This window comes from Rhodanobacter sp. OK091, assembly GCF_900142825.1.
Taxonomy (GTDB): Bacteria; Pseudomonadota; Gammaproteobacteria; order Xanthomonadales; family Rhodanobacteraceae; genus Rhodanobacter.
Window position 1 is genome coordinate 125,118 of the sequence record NZ_FRCH01000001.1, and the last position, 18,666, is coordinate 143,783.

Genomic DNA, 18,666 nt, shown 5'->3' on the forward strand with positions numbered 1-18,666 from the left:
GCGAACGGTTCGTGAGTCGGGTTATCCAAGTCAGTGCCATCCACTCCCTTTTTTTTCATGACGCCATGCCATCCCCTGGAGCCTTCCCATGACCCCCACCATCACTGCTTTTGAACGGTCGCCCGATCGCGGCAAAGGACTCGCGCGCGACATGCGCGTTCGCTGGGCGCTTGAAGAAGCGGGCCAGCCTTACGAGGTTCGTCTTGTTTCATTCAGTGCGATGAAAGAACCCGCGCATCGGGCGCTTCATCCTTTCGGGCAGATACCCACCTATGAGGAAGGCGATCTCGCCCTGTTCGAGTCGGGGTCCATCGTGTTCCATATCGCGGAGCGCCATGCAGGCCTGCTGCCGGACGATGCGAATGCCCGGGCGCGTGCGATCACATGGATGTTTGCCTCGGTCAACACGATAGAGCCACCTATCCTCGATCTCCAAACCGCCAAGTTTCAGGAGGGCGACAAGCCCTGGGCCGAGCAGCGCCTGCCTCTTGTCCTGGATCGCATCCGTCACCGGCTGGGCGACCTTTCCGTTCGTCTCGGCGATGCCGAATGGCTCGATGGTGCGTTCAGCGCGGGCGACCTCATGATGATAGGCGTGCTGCTCAGATTGAGAGCATCGGGCCTGCTGGACGAATACCCGAACCTCGCCGCCTATGTCGCCCGCGGCGAAGCTCGGCCCGCGTACAAGCGCGCCTTCGCCGCGCAATTGGCGGTGTTCACTAGCCAGGCTCAGGTCGGCTGATAGAGACACAAGGCACATCCAAACCATGATCCCGGCGTCCAGCGACACCATCGCAGACGCCGGGAAGTGAGACGGGAATCTCATTTTCACAACGTGGTCCGCATTACGGTCCGCAGCACGACATCACGCTTTAGGGGAAGCGTATGCAAGGGATCTGCAGACCTCCGTATTACCCGCTTGCGACAGGCGATCTGCCTGGCCCGCCGACACCCGCACCCCCTCGTTGAACCCGCTGCCTCACTGATCTGCCCAAGGCGGATTGCGCCCGCACGTCATGCGGTCGCCAAACGAACCATGTATCTGGACTGACAGGTCCGATCGTCCGGGGGTCCGACAGCACGCGAACAGGCCTGCGCATGAAACGCGGCGGCAGTGCCCGGGTTCGCCATTTCTCGACCATCACCAACATCAGGGGAACACATGACCACCAACGTGAACATTCAAAACGGCTTCAGTGCGGGGCTGACTCTCGACTCGTCGGTGCAACCGACCCTCGACGGCAGCTACTGGGGCATCAGCTCCAATGTCGCCAACGGAAACCAGCTGACGCAGGTCCTGTGGATGAACCGGGACGAAGGCATCACCAAGGGTGATACCTGGATTTTCACCACCAGCTTCCAGTTGGCAGGCATCACGATCCAACTGCAGGAATCGCTCACCGGCACAACCTTCAGCAGCGACATCCAGATCCAGATCATGGCGGGCACCCAAAGCAGTGGCTGGAGCGACGCGAACACCTCGCTGCAGTTCAAGGGCAACGACGGCAACCTGTATCAGATCGATGGCAGCTTCTTCCCCAACGGCACCTACGACGACGTGACCTACACCCTCCTCAACGTCTGACCTTTCTTTCCGCAAGGACCACATACCATGCCTACCAATGTCTATGTCCAGAACGAATTGCCCGTCAGCGTGACCGTCGATACGTCGGTGACGCCGGCACTCAGCGACAAATACTGGTCCAATCCGTCAGACCCTGTCAGCGCGCCCCCGGGCCAACCGGTCGAAATATGCTGGATGGATCGCGATATCGGCATCACCAACGGGGACACCTGGGTATTCACCTCCGCCGCGAGCGTCGGCGGAAGTCCCGTACAGATGCAGGAACAGGTCACCGGCACGGCGGTCAGCAGCATCATCGCCATCCAGGTCACCGCGGCCGGCCGAAGCACCGGCTGGCAAGACGAAGGTGCGGCCCTCACGTTCACCGCGGCCGACAACAACACCTATCAGGTCGTCGGCAAATTCGTCTCCGCCTCTACCTACGACAACGTGATCTATACCGCCATCAAGCTGTGACCCCTCACGGCGCCGAGCAAGGAGCACGAAGCGATGCCATCGAACATCTACGTCCAGAACAATCTGTCTTCGACACTGTCCGTCAGCACGGCGGTGTCGCCCGCACTCAGCAGCGACTACTGGTCCGACCCCACCCAGGCCGTGAATGCCCCCAATGGCGCGCAGACGGAAGCCTACTGGGTGGATCGCAACGAAGGCATCACCAACCACGACATCTGGATATTCACCTCCACCATCACGGTGGGCGGATCCACGGCCTTGTTGCAGGTCCAGCTCACCGGCACCTTCGCCAGCAGCGACATTGCCGTGCAGATCAGTGTCGGTAGCCAGAACACCGGCTGGCAAGCCAGCAACACGGCGCTGACCTTCACCGGATCCGACACCAATACCTACCGCATCACCGCCAGCTACGTCGCGGACGGCACCTACAACGACGTGGTCTATGCCGTCACCCTGGTTTCGCAGAACGCCATCCTGCCGCAGATCGACCACGTCGTCGTGCTGATGAACGAGAACCGCTCGCTCGACAACCTGCTCGGCTGGATCTACAGCGGCAGCAACTCGCCATCGCAGTTCCTGCCGGCGGACTCGCCGCAAAGCTACGACGGCCTCGCCGCCAATACCTATTCCAACAGCGACCCCAACGTGAATGGCGGACAGCCGGTGTATGCCAGCAACGGCACCACGTCGTGGAGCGAAGGCAGCACCACGATATCGGAGTGGTTCGTACCCAGCCCCGATCCGGGCGAGGAGTTCGATCACGTCACCACGCAAGTGTTCAATGGCCAGTCCAGCGCGAACATGAGCGGGTTCCTGACCGACTACCTCACCCAGTACAACGGCACCAGCGCCGAACAGATCATGCAGTCGTACAGCACCACGCAGTTGCCGATCATCAGCACGCTCGCGCAATCGTTCGCCGTTTCCGATGCATGGTTCGCCTCCGTGCCCACCCAGACCTGGCCCAATCGCGGTTTTGTCCAGACCGGCTCGTCGGATGGCTATACCAACAACGACTACTACATGCCCTGGGACATCAACACCGTCTTCGACGTATTCACCAACCAGAATCTGTCCTGGGCGGTCTACAACGATGGCACCTTGCAGTCGCTGACCAAGACGATGTTTCTGACCAAGTACTTGGGCAACGAAACCAATTTCCTCGGCATCAGCGAGTTCCAGGCCGCGTGCGCCCAACCTGCCAGCGCACCGGCAAACCAGAAGCTGCCGAGCTTCAGTTTCGTGGAGCCCAACTTCGGCGTCTCCGGCAACGACGAGAGCTACCATCCACCGCATGACGTCCGCCCTGGCGAGCAGTTCCTGGCGACCATCTACAACGCCATAGCCGGAAGCCCGTACCGGGACAGTATCTTGTTCATCGTGCTGTTCGACGAACACGGCGGCACCTATGACCACGTGCCGCCACCGAACGGCTCGAAACCGCCGTATCCGGACCCGGTCGCCACCGACGGTTCGAATTTCACCTTCGACCGCTTTGGCGTGCGTATCCCGGCGATCGTGATCTCGTCGTGGGTGACTCCGGGTACCGTGTTCCGCAGCAACACCAGCGTGCCACTGGACCACACCAGCGTGCTGGCCACCCTGCGCGACTGGCTGGGCCTGTCGGACGCGTTCAACAACATGCTGTCCAGTCCACGCATCGCCGCCGCCCCCAATCTCGCCTACGTTCTGACCGAGCCTACGGCGCAATCTTGGCCGACCCTGCCCACCCCGCCAGCGAGCATGCTGTCCATCCCGGAGCCCGGCGACGACGAACCGCTGAACGATGTGCAGAAAGGCATCCTGATCGGTGCCGCGGGACTGGCCAGCGGCAGGCCATTCACCGAGGAGGAGAGCCGACAGGCGCTCGTCCGGCTGAAGACCCACGGCGATGGCCGCTCGTGGCTGATGGCGCTGCACTTGAAACAGCCTCTGAAATAACACCGGCACAACCCGTCGGCGCGCATGGGTCGCCGACGGGTTGGCCGCCGTGAATAGTCTCAACCTAAAACATGGCGGTCGGGTCCGGTCGCAACTGCAAACCGACCGCCCCTCGGCGGCGCAAACCTGTCGTGCGGGCAGTGCCCGCTGCACCGTCGGAGGAACCGGCAGTCATGCGAAGTTCCGGCGGGCCTGCCTGGTTGCCCGATGCGCGACTGACTTCCGCTGCTGTAACAGAGCGGATTTCAGAATATTCGTTCGCCCTGTCGAAAACGCCGGATGCCATTCGTCGCACCAGAGGCAACACCCGTCCCTGCTCCACCCTCTCAACCCAGCTGAAGGATATCCCCCGTGCCGCGAATGATTTTTGTGAACCTTCCTGTCGGCAATCTCGACGCGTCCATGGACTTCTACAAATCCATCGGCTTCGAGATCAACCCGCACTTCTCCGACGAAACGGCCGCATGCATGGTGTGGAGCGAAGCCATCCACGTCATGCTTCTCACGCATGCCAAGTGGCGCACCTTCACGAATCGCCCGCTCCCACCCGCAGGCTCGAGCGAAGTCATGCTGGCGATCTCGCACGTCGAGCGCGAAGCAGTCGACGCCATGAGCAAGGCGGCGGCGGCCAACGGCGGAACAGCCGATATCAACCCCGTGCAGGACCTTGGCTTTCTGTACAGCCGCAGCGTGGCCGACCCCGATGGGCATGTCTGGGAGGCCGTGTGGATGGACCCGGCGGCGATTCCCTCGGGCGATCAGCCAGGCTGAGCAAGCCAACCGCCGATCAAGCTGCGGAAGCGGCAAAGTAACCAAAGGGGGCATGGCTCATCTGCCAAAAATGAGCCAGCCCCCTTTTCGTTTTCCCACCTCAAACTCAGGCGGCGACCGGTGTGTTGCGCGCGTAGTCCGTCATCTGGCTGCGCAAGGCCGCCTGGAATGCCGGCCGCGCCTCGCAGCGCCTGACGTAGGCATCGAGCGGCGGAAAGCCGGCCACCAGATCCGTATGCCGGATGAACCTCAGTACGGTGGTCATCAGAACGTCGGCCGCCGTGAAATGGCCCAGCAGATAATCGCGACCGTCGAGCCATTGGGAAAGCGCCGTCAATCGAGCCTTCACCTCGTCGACCGCCCCGGCGCGCCGCAGGTTTGCCCATGCTTCGCCCTGGTGCAGCTGATCCAGCACAAAAAGATTCCACAGCGGCGGCTCGACGGTATTGAGCGCCGTGAACATCCAGGTGAGCGTCTCGGCACGCTGGCCGGCAGGCATCAGCGCATCGCACTGTTCGGCAATGGCATAGACGATGGCACCCGATTCGATCAACGTTCCGTCGCGGGATTCGAGAACCGGCACCATGCCGAAAGGATGTTTGCGCCGATAGGCCTCGGAGCTGCGCTCCTCGGTGTCGATCCACCGGCTCTCATAGGCAAGCCCCGCTTCTTCGAGCGCCCAGCGCACGCGCAGATCGCGCACAAGCCCTTGGGCAAAAGGCGGCACCCAGCTGAAACCCCACACAGCAATCTTTTCCATCTCGCTTCTCCTCGCGTTCACGTCTGTCGATGCCGGTGCTCCCCGGCGCGTTGGTTGGTGATCGTGAGAAAGATTGCGACCGGGCCATCGCAAGGTGGGAGTGACAAGTGTGGCGCGATTGAATGGGGATCACGGCCGCAGTGCATGCGCTCGCAGCGGGTGACTCCGTCGGCGCATGGAAGCGGGTCGCCTTGCGCGACCATTATCGGGATCGCCATGACCTCACAGGTTATTGAGCGTCTGCGGCCGGCCAACCATCCTTGGTGCTTCTTGAACAGTCGGAATAGTCAAATGAACAAATGTTCCATCGCGGCATGGGGATGGGTGCTGGCGATCGCCATGTCGCTCGCTGCGGGATCGGCCACCGCCGGAACCGCCACTTTGGCGGCAACGCCGCACATCGGTCCGCCGTACGCGCAGCTCGCCACCTTGTCCGGACATTGGACCGTGCGGCAATCGATATGGACCGATCCGAAGACACCGCCTGCCATCGACCATGGCACCGCCACCTATACGATGGTGCTCGGCGGCCACCACCTGAGGCAGGATCTCCGCATCGCGTCGAGCAAGCCCTTCGAAGGCTTGGGCTACATCGGCTACGACGACGCCACCGGCAAGTACTACAGTAGCTGGATGGACACCAATTTCTCCGGAATCATCCTCGCGCACGGCGACTACGACGCGGCGAGCCGCACCTACACCTTCACTGGCGAGATGCCCAGCAACAGTGGCGCGCCAGTACCGACGCGCCAAGTCTTGCGCATCGCCGACAACGGCCACTTCGTCTACGAGTACTACGAGACCCGCGACGGCAAGGAAGCCCTCGCCGTCAGCCTGCAATACACGCGAGTGGACTGAAGGAAGCCTGTTTTGCGGAGTCCGCAAAAGAGGCGGAGGTCATTAGTCGAATTCAACTTCCTCCGCCCTCTATCGGGCTTGCGATGAGCCGTGGGGACTCGGTCTTCCACACGGCATCAGTCGCCTCAGGCACATCTTTCATGGCTGCTGGATGACGGCGTTCCGGTATTCACTGGCGATGTCGCGTCGTCGAGCTATCCGGCCTTCAAAGGTCCGGCGACCTTGTACGTACTGAGGATGACGCCGGACGGCGTTGCTTGCGTGCTGACGAGCTCGAACGAGCGTGCCGGGGTTCCTTCCGCAAAGAAGCGGTTCCCCGTGCCCAACAGGACTGGAGAGACGATCAGCACCACTTCATCCGCAAGGCCGTGTTCGAGCACCGTCGACGTCAGCGTGGAGCTGCCCGAGAGGACGAGGCCCGGGCCATCCTGCGACTTGATGCGGCGAATGCCCTCGACGAGGTCCGGTCCAAGGGCCTCGAACGGGCCCCATTCGAGACTTTCCGGACGATGGGTAGCGACATACTTCGTCGCGGCATTGAGGCGGTCCCCCATCGGACTGCTCGGCGCCTTTGGCCAGAAGCCCGACCAGAGATCGTAGGTGCGACGGCCAAGCAGCAGATCGAAGCTCTCGCCGTGCGCGGCCAACACCGCGTCCCGGCCGACGGGGGTCCGATAGGGCGCGGTCCAGTCGCTGTAGGGAAAATCGTCGCCATCGTCGGAGTGCTGTATCACGCCGTCCAGCGAGATGTGCTCCATGATTTTCAGCTTTCTCATCTGAGTCTCCGTATTCCGTGGTTAGAGTTTCTATTCCGTTGGCATGGCAAGGAACTCGCGCACCTCGACCGGTGCGCGGCAGGCGACCACGGCTTTGCTTCCCCACGCCAGGGCTTCATCCATGTTGGCTGCGTCGAGTATCCAGAAGCCGCCAATGTGTTCCTTGGACTCAATGTAGGGTCCATCGGTGATGACCACCTTTCCATCGGCCTGTTTGCGCAACGACTTCGCTCGGGGCGCCGATTGCAGCCCGCCGGCGAAGAACCAGGCACCGGCAGCCACCATTTCGTCATTGAGCGCCTGGATGTCGCGGACCATCGCATCGTCTTCAAGAGACGCGTCGTAGTTGTCGGGGTGGTGGATCGCAACCAGATATTGCGGCATAGCTCTTCTCCCATGATCTGCATGGCTGGCTGATCGCCGGCCTTCCCTACAGCGACGAACAGCTCGAACCGATTTCGACAACCGTTCGAAAATTTTTGGCTCGACCCGAGCTTTTGCCTGGAAGCATAAGTGGCCCTTCTCGCTTGCCTCCAGGCATAGGGAGACTTCCGCCACTCTCTGCGATGGGCAATCCGTCTTGTGCAAGCAGCTCGCTCCACGTCGCGGATGCCCCAAAAGAGGAACGGAAAAATTTACCGAATTTAATCGCTTCCGTCCCCTTGTCGCGCACCGACGTGAGCGAACACAGGAGACGTGCGTCTAGAAGTAACGGAACAGTCGACGAGACGGCATCACGCTCGGCGCTTCATTGATCAAAGCCTATGAGCGGTGCTCTTGCGAGTGCATTCTCAGCCGTTGCTAGGCGCGAGCTTGCGGCCTGATGGGGCGCGAGGTCTTCACACGGAAACGCCCCGGTCTTCACCGGGGCGTGCCGTTTTCTGGATGGCTCGGGCGGAGCGGACGAAGTATTCCGGCTATGCGCCGTTGCCGATCACGCTAGTTCCAGGGATTGGCAGGCTGGTCGTTGATCGCCGTCCAAAACCGCGTGGTGCCGGCAGGGATCGCGCCGTAGCCCCAATAGCTCCAGCCGCCGCCGCCGTCGTGGAACTCCGCCATCCGCCAACCGCTGCCGAAGGTGGCGGAGCATTTGCCGTCCGCCACCGTGCGGCTGGTCAGCTGCGATCCCTGTACCGCCCCAGTGAACGCCAAATTGCCGCTTGCCCAGCCATCGGAGGAATCGGTGGTGATGCCTGCAGGAAGCGCGCTCCCGGTCACGTCGATGCACAGGATGGGCAAAGACGCGCTGGGAGGTGTATCCCCGTTGTACGGATTGGTGGTGCTGTCGCGCCCGACATGAATCACCGTGGATGTTCTCCCCGTCCAGGTCATCGCTTTTCCAGTCGTCGTATTCCACGGGTTGGCCGGCTGGTCGTTGATGGCGACCCAGAAACGGCCCAGCCCGCCGGGAGTCTTGCCGTAGCTCCAATAACTCCAGCCGCCGCCACCATCATGGAACTCGGCCATGCGCCAGCCGCTGCCGAAGGCGCTGGCACACTTGCCGTCCGCCACCGCCCGGCTGGTCAGCTGCGATCCCGGCGTCGCCCCGGTGAACGCGACCGTACCGCCCGTCCAGCCATCGTAGTAATCGGTGGTGATGCCGGCGGGCAGTGCGTTGCTGCCGACGCTCACGCACATGATGGGCAGCGCCGTGCCGGTCGCGGTATCCCCGCTGTAGGGATTGGTGGTGCTGTCGTTGCCTACATGGACCAGGCCCGCCGTGTTGGCCGGAAAGAAGCTGGTCCAAGTCATGCCCAGATGGGTAGCGCCGCCGGAGCCACCCGAAATGAAGCCCGGATTGGCGGCGATGAAAGCCTTGGCGGCCTGGATGTCGAAGCTGCCCCAACCCGTCGCATCGTCGCGCCCCGCGGCGGCCGCGTAATGGCCATTGCTGCCGGTCGTCACGTCGTGGAAAGGAAACGTGCTGGCATAAGCGTAAAGCGATGGCGGGGCGAAACCCAGCGCATTGCTGTTGGCCGTCTCCAGCCGCGCCCAGGCACCCACGAACAACGGCGAAGCCAGGCTGGTGCCGCCATTGGTGTAGTAGCCCGACGAGGGAATTCCCGATCCGGAGCTGGCTGTGAAGTAGGCGACGATCGGCGTATTCGTCCAGTCCGCGTCGAAGGCGAGATCCGGCAATTGGCGATAGGAACCAGACACCGCACTCTGCCAAGTGGGCTTGGCTTCATGCGCGCTGATGCCGCCGCCGCTGTACGCCCAGGACGACTCGGAGATGTAGCCGTCCGCGGTGCTGGTGTTCAAGGTCGTGCCGCCAACCGTCACGACATAGGGCGAAGAAGCCGGATACCCGACGCCCAGGGTGGTGCCGTAGCTGCCGTTGCTGGAAGCGCCGCAGGAATAGGCGCCGTTGTCGCCACTGGCCGCGGAAAAAGTCTGGCCCTGGGCGATGCCCAGCTCAAACGCGGAGTCCGCCCAGCCGGTGCTGGAGTCTTCGCAGCCAGGCCAGCCCCACGACATGTTAGTGACCCTGGCTGCGTTGTCGCTGACCACCCGGTTGATCGTCTGCAACATCAGGCCTTGGTCTTCGGCGCCGCCCGCCGTATAGAAGATCAGTTTCTGCACGCCGCCGCTGATGCCGACGATGGCTTGCGCATCCATGCCCCACTCGCCCTGACCGGAATCGTCGCCATTGTCGCCGCCGAGGATCACCACCTGGGTCGGCACGGCGGCAAGGCCCTGGCCGCTCTCCATCTGCGCCAGGTCGTTGACCGAATTGGTCATGCTGCCCCAGCCAATGATGGCTGCGGTCGTATTGGTCGCGGCGGCTGCGCTGCCCGCGTCGTACACGGTGGCGAATTCCTGGGGATAGTAGCCATGCGCATTAGGATTGCCGTCGGGGCTGGTGACGATGTGGTAGCCCGGGCGCGGGTTCGAAGTCGCTACGGGCTGCATCCGGCCATGCCAGGACAACGTCTGCGCATGATCGAGCGTTTGCAGGCCAAGTACGCGGTCGACCGTATCGCTCAGCGCGGTGGGCACTTGTACATCGAGGATGTTGGCGATGCCGGCGCGTCCATCGCGACTGAAGTGGCCGATCTGCGTGCGGAACGCCGAGCGCGCATTGCCGACGGTGCCGTCTGCAGTGACCAGCATGCGGTTCGGCGCGATCCTAACGTTTGTGTAGCCCTGTTGCCGCAGGTAGTCCACCACCGCCTGGGCCTGTTGCTCGGTCGGCGCAAATGTGGCCGTGGTTTGCGCACTACTGAGGAACTGGTGATAAGCCGGACTGCCCGGGCGATGCAGCTCGCGAATGAAGCTGTCCAGCACATCCTTGCTGCGCAATTTCAGTGTCACCGTGATCGAGACCGACTCCTGGTCCGCCGCCAGGCCGCCGAAGGCGGCATTGCCGGTCGCGGCGACGCGCGTTTGCGTCGTCGCCCATGCGGCAGTGTTCGGCGCCTGCGCCGACACCTCGTACGTCACGGTTTGCGTACCGAGCGCAAGTATCAGCGCGACCGCCAATCGCGATCGTACCGAAGCGGGTGGCAAGGCAAGTTTTAATCTATTCATGGCCAAATACTCCCTTATTTGCGAATAATCGGATGGCGACTTTGCGTCGCCCACTTATTGCTGTCGAACATCGCTCACGGCGCCTTGCGGCAACGATTTTCCGTATGAGAGGCCGATGTTCTCGCCGAACAGATGCGTACCCAGCTGCTGGATGTCCTGATCCACTTTGATCAACTTCTTGTATTCGTCTTCCGGGGTGACCGACTGTGCGTGACACAGCGCCCCGAACGAGAACAGCAGCATTGCCGACAGGCAGATCCCTTGCCAAACACGCATCCATGTTCCCCTTTACCTGGCATTGCGCTCAGGTTGTGGGTCGGAGATTCCGACTCAGGTGGATCCATTGTCAACGAGCAAGTTCTTGCGGGCCGTCTGAGGCCGGAACTAGAACGTATACGGTGGGACTGATCCGCGCCTCGCCAAGCGCAACGCCCCTGTTCTGCCCTACTCCGCCGCTTCGGGCGCGCCCATGCTGCCCTTGCTGTACATCCCGGAGCGATCGAAACAGCAGGCATTGCGCTTGCCGCATGCGAGCTTGTCGCAAGCGGTGGCGATGCGCTTGCCGCGCGTCTCGGCCTTCTTGCCGGAGGTGATCCAGTGGATCCAGTCGCGTCGCGCCACCGGCGTGATGTCGGCCCATGTCGCCTTGGCGTCCGCGTTGGACGCCAGCGCCTTGCGCAGGTCGGCGGGCACCTTGGGTTCGGGCTCCTTCTCCACCGGCGCGATCTCCAGCGCGACGCTGTCGCCCGCAGCGACCCCGGCGGCCTCGCGCAAGGCCTGGTCGATCTTGAGCCAGTGACTGCCCTGGCCATCCGGTTCCAGCGTGGCCTGGAAGGGCTGGTCTTCAAAGCTGCCCTCGACGGTAACCATGCTTCGCGTCGGCAGCTTCGCGCTCGCGACCACGGGCAGCACCAGGAAGGTCCACGCCGCGCCCTTGGGCGTTGCGGGTCGCGACAGCTTCGCCTTGAACTTGATCATTGCGGTAGGTTTGACCATGGCGGAACGTTAGCACCGGTCGTCGTGATCGCCGAAACTGGGACGGAGCGAGCTACTCCTGTTTTGGCGACTGGGTGGGTACACCGTGCATCGAGCAGCGCTTACCATGCAGCATCCCTCGTCCCCTTGTTTCGCAGGAGTCTTTCGATGAAGCCGTTCTCTCACCTCGTGCTTGCCGGGCTGCTCGTCCTTGCCGCCGGCACACTCGCTGCCCAGACGATCGACGACGCCGCGCAGGGGCGGACGGATCTCGCCCTGGGCAAGCCAGTCGTCGGCGCCCCGATCTGCAAGCCAGGCGAAGAAGCGAGCAAGGCGGTGAATGGCAAGATTGCCAGCAAGACCCAGGACAAGTTCTGCACCCAGCAACGGCCCGGCTGGTTGCGGGTAGACCTGCAGCGGCCGACCGCAGTGAGCGGTTTCACGATCAAGCACGCCGGTGCCGGCGGCGAACCGGTCTCGATGAACACGCGCGCGTTCAAGCTGCGCGTGTCCCCTGACGGGAAGGCCTGGAAAACGGTGGTCACCGAGGACCGCAACACGGCCAGCGTGACCCAGCATCGCATCGCGACCCAGCAGGTGCGCTACGTGGAACTGGATGTGAGCGAACCGACCCAGACCGATGATCCGGCCACCCGCATCTACGAGCTGGAAGTCTGGTAGCCACGGATCGATCGTCGACGCCGGCCGCGTGGCGTAGCGTCGGTACCGGGCGGCTCGATGCACGCCGGCGGGATCGGATCCAAAGTCGTCGTTCCCATCGGCCGGCCACCGCGATGACTTGCCCATGGGGAGCACGCGATGCCCATGACACGGTTGCTCGGCGGGTCGGTGCGCCGGCCGATCAGGCCGCCGGCGAGGTGCCTGAGGTCAGCTCGTCGATGGCCAGCGGATCGGCCGGCTGCGCCATGGACGCCGCCTCGAGCAACGCCTGCTTGGCGGCTTTAGCGGTCTTGTGGTTGCCGTCGTGGCTCCAGCCTGGCGGCATTACCAGGTAGAGCAGCTTGTTGCGCAGGCCGGGCGCCTTCCATACATCCTTGCCCAGCAGATAGAACTCGCCCAAGTAGGCGTCGAGCACGCTATAGGGCTTCACCGGCCGGGTGATCCCGTATTCGATCCGGATATCGTCGCGCTGCTCCAGGTAGGTACCGAACACGCGGTCCCAGATGCTGAGCAGATTGCAGAAGTTGGTATCCATGTAGAGCACGTTGCGCGCATGGTGCACGCGGTGGTGCGAGGGGGTGAGGATGATCCGGTTCAGCACGCCCAGTCGGCCGTCCTTGAGCACGTTCTCGCCCAGGTGGATGAACTGGCCCCAGAAGCCGTCGATGATCATGATCAGGATCAGCAGCGGCGGGCTCACACCCAGCACCATGCAGATGCTGGTGCGCACGAAGTCGGCGTAGACGCCTTCCAGAAAGATATGCGCGTAGTTCACCGACAGGTTCATCGCCACTGGCGCGTGATGCGTCGAATGCAGGCACCACAGCAGCCGGACCTTGTGCGCAAGAAAATGGTAGACGAAGTGCGACAGCTCCCAGGCAACATAGCCGTAAAGCAGTCCATACCAAGTCAGTCCGGCCTGAAACAGCGCGAAGCGCTGGAACAGCCCGATGCACAGACCGACCATGGCGATGGTGATGAAATTGCCGATGAAGCGGTTGAGCACCATCAGCAGCAACGGAACCTGATAGTCCTCGCGCTTGAACGTTTTGATCGCGACGCTGCGCAGCAGCTCGAACACCAGCAGCGGCGGGATCAGCGGACTGAGCAGGTTGCCGAAACCGTCCACGGTGAGCAGCGCGCGGTAGTCGCCCTTGGCAAGCATTTCCAGCAACGGCCCCAGGCCGAAGAACTGGATCAGCTGGTCATGCATCCACTCCAGTACACCCATCGCAGCCTCGCTTACCAACGGTCTGGATTTCGCTCATCGAACGGGACGCCAAGCGAAGAGCCGGACACCGCTGCAAGTTCCACGGATAGGATTTATCACGATCTAATTTCAGCGACAAGTTGCGCTGCAATAGCGGCCGGAGGCGCGCTCAAGGGACAAAGTGGCTACTTCTTCGCCCCCAAAATGGTCTCTGACACCTCTTCCATAAGGCGATCAGCCTAGTCATCCACGGGGTCCGGCAGCGAGCGAGGCAGGCCGAACCACGGGAGCAAGCTGTTTTCGAAGCGGACCATGGCGCTGATGTGGTCGCCGGCGAGCGTCAGGACGAAGAGGCCGACTCCGTGGCTGATGCCGGCGGGACCGCGCAGATATACCCCGAAGGCCGGCTGCCCGTTGGCGCGCGTCGGCACGAGCCGGAACCGCCGACCTGCGGCGAAGAACAGTCTGCAGAACTGGGCGACGACGTCTCGACCTTGGTATTCGAGGGGCATCGGTGGCATCGACATGAAGACATCGTCGGTCAGCAAAGCCACCAGCGCATCGACGTCGGCGGACTCGTAGGCGCTGACGAACTTCGCCACGATCGCATCCTCGGCCGCCGGTTCGCGGCCCGCGTCGACCGGCATCCGGTGGCGCTGCAGGCCGGCGCGGGCCCGCTTGAGGGCACTCTTGATCGAGTCGACCGTCGTGTCCAGCATGTCGGCTACTTCCTGCGCATGAAACCCGAGGACGTCGCGCAGAATCAGCACCGCGAGCTGGCGCGGGGGCAGGCCCTGCAACGCCGTCACGAAGGCCAGCGAGATGGATTCGGTCCGCTCGTAGCGAGCCTCCGGGCCGAGTGACACGGCCTCATCGAGCAACACATCGGGATACGGCTCGAGCCAGACGATTTCGCCGAGCCGGGTCGGCTCGGGCGGTTGGACTCCCGGGACGTCCCACTCCTTGGCCGGGCGTCGGCTCGCCGCGCGCAGCAGGCTCAGACACCCGTTGGTGGCGATCTTGTAAAGCCAGGTGCGCAGCGACGCGCGTCCATCGAATCCGTCGAGACCGCGCCACGCCGACACCATGGTGTCCTGCAGCGCATCCTCGGCGTCCTGCAACGATCCGAGTATCCGGTAGCAATGCACCTGCAGCTCGCGGCGGAATGGCTCGGTTATCGCCCGGAACGCTTCACCGTCCCCGGCCCGCGCCTTCGACATCAGGTCGGCTGCCATCAACTTCACCTCTCCGCTCATCACTCACGTTCCCATATGGACGCCGGCCGCACATGAAAGGGGGCGCTCGCCGAGCGCCCCCTTTTCCAAGGCTGCGGCATCTACCCCAGTGATAGCAACACCATCAACCAAGGAGCTAGAAAATGGGAAAGATCATCATCACTACGAACATGACGCTCGATGGCGTAGTCCAGGACCCGGACGGCAAGGAGGACACCGCATTTGGCGGCTGGTTCCGCCAGTACGTGGGTCAGGACTTCGATGCGTGGAGCGAACGCGAGATCGACGAAGCGATGCGTGCCAGCGCTCTGCTTCTGGGCAGGCACAGCGATGCGTGGTTCGCCACCCGGATGCCGACAGCTTGGTCCGCCGAATGGGCGGCCAGGGTCACCAGCCTGCCCAAATACGTGGTGTCCTCGACCCTCGGCCATGCCGAATTGAGCAACGCGACGGTGCTCAGTGGCGATGTCGTGAAACAGGTTTCCGAGCTGAAGCGGAAGCTGGACGGCGACATCCTCGTCTACGGCAGCGGCCAGCTCGTCCGCACGCTGATGGCACAAGGCTTGGCCGATGAACTCCGGCTGGTGGTGTTCCCCGTCGTGCTCGGCACCGGCAAGCGGCTGTTCGACGAGGCCGGCAACACGAAGCCGATGCGCCTGATCAACACCGAGCAGCCCGGCGACAGCCTGGTCTTCTGTTCCTACGAATTCCTGCCTGCCGCGTAGTCATTCCCCGGTGGGGCCCGGTCGACAAGGCCGGGCCCCATGACTCCGGCGGGTTACACCTAACGCATCCACAATCCCCGAATGCAACGCAGAACCGCGACTCGCGATCGGGCCTTCACGGCCTTAACTCAACTGTCCGCGAAAACGGGGTAGAACCCACGCTGCACTAACCGCGCAAGATCGGCTCCCCGGTCCGCGGGTTTGTGAGGGTCACATTCTCGAGCGCTCGAATGCGCCAGATCTCGTTCTGCCTCGTCAGTACCGCGAGGATCAGCGTATCTACCTTATGCGGTCCAGCCGGGTGAGCGGCGCCGGCCGCCAGGCGACTCCAGAAATGGATGACCACCGCTCCGTCAGCGATGTGGACGACATCGATCAGCTCATTTTTCAGCGTAGAGTCGCGATAGATTGTTTCGTGGATGGGCGCGTGGAGCGCCACGATCTCATTGATACCTTGGACATAGTGCCCAAAGCGATTTACGAACGTAGCGTCCTCATCGAACAAGCTGCCGAGGGCAGCCATGTCGTGAGCGTTCCAAGCAGCTTGGAATGCAGCAGGCGCATCTTCTGGTCTTTTCATTTCAGTCATAGAGGTTATGGTCATAAGTCTCTTGGATGACCACGGCGCCTAACTCCAGAAATTCCATTGCGCGATCTCACTTAGTGTGGCCGCTCGCGTCAAGTAGCCCGCGCAGATCGCCGCCATGGCCAACAAAACTCGCCTCATGCCTGCATCCTTATTGGCCGTTGTCGCTGATCAAAACAACTCTGCAGGTCAGAGCCACCTCGTTCACGAGCGCGGCAGCATGGTGAGCGGATAGATCGGCTCCATGAGCCTTCCCCTTCGTGTTGCACCCTACTGGGCCAGCCTGCCATCCAAAGGGGGACATAAGCAATCACTCGAATTCAACTACCTCCATCGCCTTATCCGATAAGGCCTCTTTTCCTCACCAGCTCAGCGCCACACCTTCCGTTGCTCCGTGCCCTGTGCGCTCGTCCAGTTCGGCACTGGCCGTATCGGCCTTCCCCGTGATCGCCCTCCCCTCTGTCTGCATGTAAGCGTCGAGGCCACTGCAGGAGACGTCGCTGTGATGCTTTCGCATCAACACGACCAGCTTTCGGGCCTCGTCGCGGGCTATCTGTGCATGCTCTCCCTCATGGTGATGTATCGCCCGATCGAACGCGCGCCACTTGGCCATCATGGCTGCAGACGTGCTGGATGGTGGCGTCCATGCTGGCAATGTGGTTGTGATGATCAGCACTACCTTCGGATCGACCAATTTGCAGCGACCGTCAACGAGCTTTACGCCGAAACTCCATTTCAGCTCCGGCGAGGTATAACCCCAGTAACGGCCATGCTCACCCAGGTAGCCCTTCGCGTTCATCTGCGCAACCAGCTCTGGCTCGCTTCGACCCTCGATCACGTAGTAGCGGACATCTTCCAAGACGACCGGGTCTGGGATAGTCGGCGGCAGCGGTGGCGCTGTGGCGAACATACGCACGTTTCCAGGTTATCGAGACACGGTGCTCCAAGCACATAGCATTCCAACGCGTACTGCCGCGCCCTGCAAACGCATTGGCACTGTCCGCGGACAAAGAACACTGTCCGTGCGGACGCCAATCCGAGGCCAGTTAAGAGCTGATCCGGATCGAGCGAAGCCCTGCTCTGCTTGGCGTTATCCGTGCGCCCCGCCCTCGCCCGGCGTCGGCGGCACGCTCTCACGCACTACGTCGGTCAAGGCCTCGTCGAGACGGTCGAAGCAGAGGAACAGCATGTGGGGTGAGAGCTGGAGCGGATCGGGGTGGGCGTCGAGGCGCGCGGTGAGCTCGGCCAGAAAGCGGATCTCGTCGCGGGTGTTGCACAGTCGCTCGTACGCCGGTTCGGGGAGCTGGTAGTGCAACTCGCGTGCTGATGAAGCGGTAGAGGAAGATTGACCTGCCATGGCGACTCTCCTACGTGTGAGTAAATCCTCGCAGGGACGTTCGAGGCGTCACCGTGAGGTGTGGGGAGGCTAGAAGCCGCACGTAGACGGCCGGCCAAGAATGCCCTCGCCGTCAGCCTGCAATACACGCGGGTGGATTGAAGGAAGTCTGTTTTGGGGACTCTCCAAAAAGGATGGAGTCCTCTTACGACATCAATGACTCACCTCGGGCCACTCGCCGACGGATCGCGCCCAGGTCGCGTAGCGGCTGGCAATGTCGCCGGCCACGCGCCGGTTGTTGAGCAAGCCGGCGGCATTCGTCGCCAGTTCGCGCCAGCGCTCGATGGCGTGCAGTTGCCCATGGAAATGCCAGACCACGTCGGTCAGCACGGTCGCGGGCAGCTCCGCCTGCGGATGTCCCAACGCCACGCCCAGCACGTGCGCCATGCCTTGCAAGCCATGCAGGCACTCCAAGGCCTGCGCCTCGGCGCCGCTCTGGATCGCCGACAGACGTCGCGGGCAGAAACGGGACAAGCCCGCATCGGCCAGGACGCGCGTGCCGCCGCCCAGCAGATGGTCAAGCAGTTCATTGAGGCCGGTGGTGGCGAACTGGTCGCCGCCGAAAATTTCGTCGCTCACGCCCGGCGCCGTAGCCTCGCTCGAAGATGCTTCTGCTTCGCACATAGAACCTCCATTCCCTTGTTTGCCGTGACATCCAAACTCCTATCCCAGGCGGCGACCACCTGCGAATGCGCACGGACGCTGCAGCTACCCGGCCTGCCGGCCATCGGCCGCCACTTCCCTTTCGTGGCACGGAACCGTAGGGCCTTGCGAAGGATACTACGAAACTCGTAGTATCCTTCGCAAGGGAAAGTTACGAATCTCGTAGTCACTTCTGCTACCTGGTTCGGGCGATGCCTCGAAAAACAGATATCCGACAGACATTCCAGCGCCGCCTCAAGGAAGCGCGTGAGCGGAAACAACTGTCACAAAAGGACTTGGGCATCCAGGCAGGATTGGACCAATTTGTGGCCAGCACACGCATCAATCGTTACGAGCTAGGTGTCCATGAACCGGACATGGCAACGATCGAGCGGATGGCACAGACCCTGGACGTGCCCGTTTCTTATCTGTTCGCCGACGACGAACGCCTGGCCCGAATGATCCTCGCTTTCAGCCAGCTATCCGTCACCGACAAAGATCGGCTGTTGAAAGACATCGAGCCGAAATCGTAAGGGAG

General features: G+C 62.4%; 21 protein-coding genes. 9 read left to right on the forward strand and 12 right to left on the reverse strand.

Annotated elements, in window-relative coordinates:
• Positions 1-88: 88 nt before the first annotated feature.
• From BUA26_RS00680 to BUA26_RS00700, 5 genes are all read left to right on the forward strand, one after another.
• Positions 89-742, forward strand: coding sequence for a glutathione S-transferase family protein (locus tag BUA26_RS00680; protein WP_072757025.1), 654 nt, complete (start codon positions 89-91; stop codon positions 740-742).
• Positions 743-1,162: 420 nt separating this feature from the next.
• Complete coding sequence (locus BUA26_RS00685; RefSeq protein ID WP_072757026.1) at positions 1,163-1,585, forward strand: hypothetical protein; 423 nt, start codon at positions 1,163-1,165, stop codon at positions 1,583-1,585.
• Positions 1,586-1,612: 27 nt separating this feature from the next.
• Positions 1,613-2,041, forward strand: a complete 429-nt coding sequence (locus BUA26_RS00690) for a hypothetical protein (protein ID WP_072757027.1) — start codon at positions 1,613-1,615, stop codon at positions 2,039-2,041.
• A 33-nt stretch (positions 2,042-2,074) separates the two neighbouring features.
• Positions 2,075-3,982, forward strand: coding sequence for an alkaline phosphatase family protein (locus tag BUA26_RS00695; RefSeq protein ID WP_072757028.1), 1,908 nt, complete (start codon positions 2,075-2,077; stop codon positions 3,980-3,982).
• 360 nt (positions 3,983-4,342) lie between these two features.
• A complete protein-coding gene (locus tag BUA26_RS00700; RefSeq protein WP_255368224.1) occupies positions 4,343-4,753 on the forward strand; it encodes a VOC family protein in 411 nt (136 codons plus the stop codon).
• 106 nt (positions 4,754-4,859) lie between these two features.
• Here BUA26_RS00700 and BUA26_RS00705 read toward each other — a convergent pair whose 3' ends face one another.
• A complete protein-coding gene (locus BUA26_RS00705) occupies positions 4,860-5,456 on the reverse strand; it encodes a glutathione S-transferase family protein (protein WP_255368107.1) in 597 nt (198 codons plus the stop codon).
• A 348-nt stretch (positions 5,457-5,804) separates the two neighbouring features.
• Between BUA26_RS00705 and BUA26_RS00710 the strand changes: the two genes are divergently transcribed.
• Positions 5,805-6,371, forward strand: a complete 567-nt coding sequence (locus tag BUA26_RS00710) for a DUF1579 family protein (RefSeq protein WP_072757031.1) — start codon at positions 5,805-5,807, stop codon at positions 6,369-6,371.
• A 194-nt stretch (positions 6,372-6,565) separates the two neighbouring features.
• Here the strand turns inward: BUA26_RS00710 and BUA26_RS00715 are convergent, their stop codons facing one another.
• From BUA26_RS00715 to BUA26_RS00735, 5 genes are all read right to left on the reverse strand, one after another.
• A complete protein-coding gene (locus BUA26_RS00715) occupies positions 6,566-7,147 on the reverse strand; it encodes a dihydrofolate reductase family protein (RefSeq protein ID WP_072757032.1) in 582 nt (193 codons plus the stop codon).
• 30 nt (positions 7,148-7,177) lie between these two features.
• A complete protein-coding gene (locus tag BUA26_RS00720; RefSeq protein WP_072757033.1) occupies positions 7,178-7,531 on the reverse strand; it encodes a YciI family protein in 354 nt (117 codons plus the stop codon).
• A 555-nt stretch (positions 7,532-8,086) separates the two neighbouring features.
• Complete coding sequence (locus BUA26_RS00725) at positions 8,087-10,678, reverse strand: S53 family peptidase (protein ID WP_083572823.1); 2,592 nt, start codon at positions 10,676-10,678, stop codon at positions 8,087-8,089.
• 54 nt (positions 10,679-10,732) lie between these two features.
• Positions 10,733-10,954 carry a hypothetical protein gene (locus tag BUA26_RS00730; RefSeq protein WP_143154128.1) on the reverse strand — a complete coding sequence of 74 codons (222 nt, stop codon included), beginning with the start codon at positions 10,952-10,954 and terminating at the stop codon, positions 10,733-10,735.
• A gap of 168 nt (positions 10,955-11,122) precedes the next feature.
• Positions 11,123-11,674 (reverse strand): YdeI/OmpD-associated family protein, encoded by a 552-nt coding sequence (locus tag BUA26_RS00735; RefSeq protein ID WP_072757036.1) that lies wholly within the window; start codon positions 11,672-11,674, stop codon positions 11,123-11,125.
• A 147-nt stretch (positions 11,675-11,821) separates the two neighbouring features.
• Between BUA26_RS00735 and BUA26_RS00740 the strand changes: the two genes are divergently transcribed.
• The gene (locus tag BUA26_RS00740) at positions 11,822-12,334 is read left to right on the forward strand and encodes a discoidin domain-containing protein (RefSeq protein ID WP_072757037.1); all 513 of its coding nucleotides are present in this window, start codon (positions 11,822-11,824) and stop codon (positions 12,332-12,334) included.
• Between the two features lie 181 nt (positions 12,335-12,515).
• Here the strand turns inward: BUA26_RS00740 and BUA26_RS00745 are convergent, their stop codons facing one another.
• The gene (locus tag BUA26_RS00745; protein WP_072757038.1) at positions 12,516-13,565 is read right to left on the reverse strand and encodes a sterol desaturase family protein; all 1,050 of its coding nucleotides are present in this window, start codon (positions 13,563-13,565) and stop codon (positions 12,516-12,518) included.
• Between the two features lie 218 nt (positions 13,566-13,783).
• Positions 13,784-14,779 (reverse strand): sigma-70 family RNA polymerase sigma factor, encoded by a 996-nt coding sequence (locus tag BUA26_RS00750; protein ID WP_218587762.1) that lies wholly within the window; start codon positions 14,777-14,779, stop codon positions 13,784-13,786.
• A 143-nt stretch (positions 14,780-14,922) separates the two neighbouring features.
• Between BUA26_RS00750 and BUA26_RS00755 the strand changes: the two genes are divergently transcribed.
• Entirely contained in the window at positions 14,923-15,504 is a 582-nt protein-coding gene (locus BUA26_RS00755; protein ID WP_072757039.1) for a dihydrofolate reductase family protein, read from the forward strand.
• 166 nt (positions 15,505-15,670) lie between these two features.
• Here the strand turns inward: BUA26_RS00755 and BUA26_RS00760 are convergent, their stop codons facing one another.
• The 4 genes from BUA26_RS00760 to BUA26_RS00775 all read right to left on the reverse strand — a co-directional run bounded on the left by BUA26_RS00760 (position 15,671) and on the right by BUA26_RS00775 (position 18,065).
• On the reverse strand, positions 15,671-16,093 hold the full coding sequence (locus tag BUA26_RS00760; protein ID WP_083572939.1) for a YybH family protein: 423 nt from the start codon (positions 16,091-16,093) through the stop codon (positions 15,671-15,673).
• Positions 16,094-16,451: 358 nt separating this feature from the next.
• Entirely contained in the window at positions 16,452-17,000 is a 549-nt protein-coding gene (locus BUA26_RS00765; RefSeq protein ID WP_072757041.1) for a DUF922 domain-containing protein, read from the reverse strand.
• Between the two features lie 180 nt (positions 17,001-17,180).
• On the reverse strand, positions 17,181-17,447 hold the full coding sequence (locus BUA26_RS00770) for an XAC0095 family protein (protein ID WP_143154129.1): 267 nt from the start codon (positions 17,445-17,447) through the stop codon (positions 17,181-17,183).
• Between the two features lie 192 nt (positions 17,448-17,639).
• Positions 17,640-18,065, reverse strand: a complete 426-nt coding sequence (locus BUA26_RS00775) for a hypothetical protein (protein ID WP_072757043.1) — start codon at positions 18,063-18,065, stop codon at positions 17,640-17,642.
• A 275-nt stretch (positions 18,066-18,340) separates the two neighbouring features.
• Between BUA26_RS00775 and BUA26_RS00780 the strand changes: the two genes are divergently transcribed.
• Positions 18,341-18,661, forward strand: coding sequence for a helix-turn-helix domain-containing protein (locus BUA26_RS00780; RefSeq protein ID WP_072757044.1), 321 nt, complete (start codon positions 18,341-18,343; stop codon positions 18,659-18,661).
• Positions 18,662-18,666 lie beyond the last annotated feature (5 nt).